Raw genomic sequence first — 4,400 nt, 5'->3', positions numbered from 1 at the left:
AGATTATGCTATAATAAAAATGCAAGAGCCATTAACGTGCTGTTAGGCTTATCTCTTCCCTAATGGGAGGAGGTGGTTCTATGAAGTTTTTAAAGAAATTATCTTTACTGATAAAACTTTTAAAATTATTTATAGATCTTTACCATTTCTTTAATTAGAAATGAAAAGCCTAACGAATAAGGTCTGATACACCTTAATACGTTAGGCTGTTTCAAATTTGTAACTTTTTGAGATGAGCCTAACGCCTGCGCACGTTGATGGCTCTTCTTATTTGTAAGTTAAGTATAGCATACTTTGAGTGTTAATGCTATCGTTTTTTGTTACGTTATGTAGGTCGTCTCTTATTGCTCTATACAATCTTGTGGCGAATCTTGATTAACTAAATAGAAAGGCGTGACACATTCCTTCGCAAACGGTATTTCATAATGTTTGCTCAGGAACATGTCACGCCTTTTTTGTGTTTATTTAATTTAGGCAGTAAAGAGCGCCACAAGATGTGCTACGTACAATTGCATTCCTCAGTGAAAAGACCGCAATACACCCCCTCAGAAACGGCATTTCATGATGTTTCTTCGGAGGTATATTGCGGTCTTCTTGGGTTTATGTGATTCGGTCAGTAAGGGATGCCACAAGGCTACTACACCTAACGGCATTCCTCAGGAAGGGCGCTTGTGATGGTATCGTTTGCAAACTTGCACGTTGCTTAGTTTGCTGCTCGGCATGGTAGTAAGTTTATATAAACAGTACGAATAGATTGTGCTATAATAAAAATGCAAGAGCCATTAACGTGCTGTTAGGCTTATCTCTTCCCTAAGGGGAGGAGGTGGTTCTATGAAATTTTTTAAGAAATTATCTTTACTGATAAAATTTTTAAAATTGATTATAGATCTTTACCATTTCTTTAATTAGAAATGACAAAGCCTAACGAATAAGGTCTAGTACACCTTAACACGTTAGGCTTCATCAATGTTTTATTCTTTTGAGATGAGCCTAACGCCTGCACACGTTGATGGCTCTTCTTTTTCTATGTCAAGTATAGCATAGTTTGATGTAGGATGACAATATCTCGTTACGGGCTTTTGTATTAGCAAATGTAAACAGTAAAGATAGCCACAAGTGTACTACGTACAACGGCGTTCCTCAGGTAAAAGAGCACTTATAACGGTATCGTTTGCAAACTTGTACTTTGCTTAGTTTACTGTTTGTCATGGTAGTAATCTTATATAAACAGTACGAATAGATTATGCTATAATAAAAATTGCAAGAGTCATTAACGTGTTGTTAGGCTTATCTCTTCCCTAATGGGAGGAGGTGGTTCTATGAAACTTTTTAAAAAGTTATCTGTATTGATAAAGCTTTTAAAATTGATTATAGATCTTTACCATTTCTTTAATTAGAAATGACAAAGCCTAACGAATAAGGTCTAGCACACCTTAACACGTTAGGCATTATCACATTTGTAATCTTGAGATGAGCCTAACGCCAAGCACACGTTGATGGCTCTTCTTTTTCTATGTCAAGTATAGCATAGTTTGATGTAGGATGACAATATCTTGTTACGGGCTTTTGTATTAGCAAATGTAAACAGTAAAAATGCCACAAGGCTACTACACCTAACGGCGTTCCTCAGAGGGGAAGGGTACTTGTGACGGTATCGTTTGCAAACTTGCACTTTGCTTAGTTTGCTGTTCGGCATGGTAGTAAGTTTATATAAACAGTACGAATAGATTGTGCTATAATAAAAATGTAAGAGCCATTAACGTGCTGTTAGGCTTATCTCTTCCCTGATGGGAGGAGGTGGTACTATGAAAAAGTTTAAGAACTATGATCGATTGATCTTGATTTTAAAATTACTAGTACGACTCATTGATTGGTTTAACTAATTAATGAAAAAGCCTAACGATAAGAGGTTCCCTCCCTCTACACGTTAGGCATTTCATATTTCACAAGTTTGAGATGAGCCTAACGCCTGCGCACGTTGATGGCTCTTCTTATTTGTAAGTTAAGTATAGCATAGTTTGTTACAGAATAGCAACATCTCTTGTTACGCTATGTAGTCTGTGGCGTTGTTAACTGAATAGGATAAAGGGAAGACCGCAATACACCCCCTCAGAAACGGCATTTCATGATGTTTCTTCGGAGGTATATTGCGGTCTTCTTGGGTTTATGTAATTTGGTCAGTAAAGAATGCCACAAGGCTACTACGCCTAACGGCATTCCTCAGGGGAAGGATGCTTGTGACGGTACTATTTGCAAACTTGTACGTTGCTTAGTTTGCTGTTCGGCATGGTAGTAAGTTTATATAAACAGTGCGAATAGATTGTGCTATAATGATTATAAAAGGCACTGACATTGGTGAATGTTGATATCCCATTATTAATATATACTGGAGAATATGATTTTGTCCTATATACTAATCATAGCAAGGCTCTCTTTTATTCAATATTTATTTAACCTTTTTAAGGTCCATTTTTTGCAGTATATATAAAGAATGTGATAATAAAGCCATTTAGGAATAATTTTATTTGACATTTATTTAGCACTTTTAGGGAAAATACTATGGAGTTAACTACATTAGAAGCAATTGTATTATTGAAAGAGTCTTCACAAGTTGAATACAAAAAAGCTAAAAATGACTTTCCAAAAGATGCATGGAAGTCATACTCTGCATTTGCTAATACAACAGGTGGCTATTTAATTTTAGGGATATCTGAAGACGAAAATAAGAAACCGGTTTTAACTGGGGTAAATAATGCAGAAAAAATAATAAGTGACTTTTGTTCTACATTGGCTGATAGATCTAAGATTAGCTTAAATATTATAAAGAATGAAGATATAAAAATAAGTGTTATTGAAGATAAAACTATCATTATTATACATATAAAAGAGGCTAAAATTAAGGATAAGCCCGTTTATCTTAATAATAATTTAACTCATACATATATCAGATTACATTCACAAGATCATCAAGTAGATACTCAGCAACTAAGTTCAATGCTAAGAAATCAATCTGACGAATTAGATTATGAGTTGCTCCTGAATTATGATATATCTGATTTAGATATAGATAGCATCAATAGCTATAGAGCTATACTGGCTAAAAGATATCCTACTTCAAACTATTCAGAAATGGATAATCAAAAATTTTTAGAGGATATCGGTGTATTTCGTAAAAATAGGGATGCTAATTCGATGAATTTAACAGTAGCGGGACTATTATTTTTTGGTAAATACAATTCTATTATCGATCGATTTCCTCATTATCATGTAGATTTTTTTGATAAACGTGGAAGCTCACAAAGATGGAGTTTTAGAATTGAGTCGGGTAACTTAGATTTCCCTGATATGAACTTGTTTAATTACTATCGATTAGTAAGTGAGAAGCTCTTATTATCTGTAAATAGAAAATTTGAACTTGATGAGTACACTATTAGAAAGAATCCTACAGACCTAACAGTTGCTTTACGCGAAGCGTTTGTCAATATGATAATCCATGCTGACTATTTTTTAAATACAACGGCTCTTATTGTGGAAATTCATGAACCATATTATGTATTTATCAATCCGGGGATTATGAAAATTCCTGTAAAAGAATTTTTTGCAGGAGGGGCTAGATCTTTAGTCAGAAATCCTCTCCTTGTTAACTTGTTTACTAGAATGGGTGCATCTGAGCATGCTGGTAGTGGTAGTCTAAAAATAATTGATGTTGTCGTTAAAAATAGATTCAAAGTACCTGAATTAGAAAGTGATTTAGAAAGAACATACTTAAAATTATGGATAGCGGAACCACTATTAGATATATTTAACCTAAAAGCGGATGAGAAAAAAGTGTATGGATTTATTTGTAACAATCAAAATTCAAATAAGCCATCTATTAAATTTACAAAAAAAGAAATTGCTGATGCGTATCCAGACATAAGTGATGCTCGCTTAACAAGGATACTTAATAAGTTATCCGATCAAAATTTAATCGTAAAGATGGGTGCATACAAAAACAGGACTTATGCTAGACCAATTTCCTCGTTAGAGATGATTCATCGTTTGGGAGAAACCTATGATATTATGAAGCAAATGTTTTATGAAGATAAGTCTGATACATAATAACTAGATTTATTTGATAGTGATCTTAAGTCGTCTCTTATTGCTTTATGCAATCTTGTGGCGAATCTTGATTAACTAAATAGAAAGGCGTGACACATTCCTTCGCAAACGGTATTTCATAATGTTTGCTCAGGAACATGTCACGCCTTTTTTGTGTTTATTTAATTTAGGAAGTAAAGAGTGCCACAAGATGTGCTACGTACAATTGCATTCCTCAGTGAAAAGACCGCAATACACCCCCTCAGAAACGGCATTTCATGATGTTTCTTCGGAGGTATATTGCGGTCTTCTTGGGTTTA

1 protein-coding gene is annotated in these 4,400 nt (G+C 34.3%); it reads left to right on the top strand.

Annotated features, from left to right (window positions below):
• Positions 1–2,559 precede the first annotated feature (2,559 nt).
• Positions 2,560–4,101 carry an RNA-binding domain-containing protein gene (locus EO117_RS08915; RefSeq protein ID WP_126940098.1) on the top strand — a complete coding sequence of 514 codons (1,542 nt, stop codon included), beginning with the start codon at positions 2,560–2,562 and terminating at the stop codon, positions 4,099–4,101.
• The last annotated feature ends 299 nt before the right edge of the window (positions 4,102–4,400 follow it).

The sequence above is a fragment of the Veillonella sp. VA142 genome (assembly GCF_003992135.1).
Lineage (GTDB): Bacteria > Bacillota > Negativicutes > Veillonellales > Veillonellaceae > F0422.
Note: the sequence above shows the minus strand (reverse complement) of the source record. Positions and strands in the feature narration are given on the sequence as shown.